The sequence below is a fragment of the Shewanella sp. 10N.286.51.B2 genome (genome assembly GCF_041469265.1).
In the GTDB taxonomy this organism is placed as follows: Bacteria; Pseudomonadota; Gammaproteobacteria; order Enterobacterales; family Shewanellaceae; genus Shewanella.
In genome coordinates, this window is the sequence record NZ_JBFRKH010000116.1 from 1 (window position 1) to 520 (window position 520).

Genomic DNA, 520 nt, shown 5'->3' on the forward strand with positions numbered 1-520 from the left:
TAAGCCCTATGCTTCTCTGCGATGCCTGATACGGCCTCAATGATGTCATTATCATCGATACGCTTGAGTTGGTAATAAAATGTGCAACGACTAATACTTAGCGCATCACAAGCCAACACAACACCTAGGCCAAATTCATTAATGGCATAGTGGGCTAACACCTTCCGCTCTGCTGGCTTTATAGCTTTTTTTCAACAATGTCTTTAAGTGCCATGTTTTGCAAACTGACATCTGCAAACATCTTTTTAAGTTTGGCATTTTCAGCTTCTAATTCACGCATACGGGTTAAATCAGAGGCTTGCATCCCACCGTATTTCGATTTCCATTTGTAATAGGTACTTTGACCAACATTATGTTTGCGGCATAACTCAGGCACAGTAAGGGCGCCTGATTCACCTTCTTTGAGGATGTTGATGATTTGGCTTTCTGTAAAGCGTGTCTTTTTCATGTGATTCTCCATTTGGTTTAGTGTAAATGGAAAACTCTATTTAAAACATTCTGATTTTAAGGGAGGGTTACA

At 40.0% G+C, this 520-nt stretch carries 1 protein-coding gene; it reads right to left on the reverse strand.

What is annotated here, in order from left to right:
- Positions 1–178: 178 nt before the first annotated feature.
- Positions 179–448 carry a transposase gene (locus AB4140_RS19645; protein WP_157936128.1) on the reverse strand — a complete coding sequence of 90 codons (270 nt, stop codon included), beginning with the start codon at positions 446–448 and terminating at the stop codon, positions 179–181.
- Positions 449–520 lie beyond the last annotated feature (72 nt).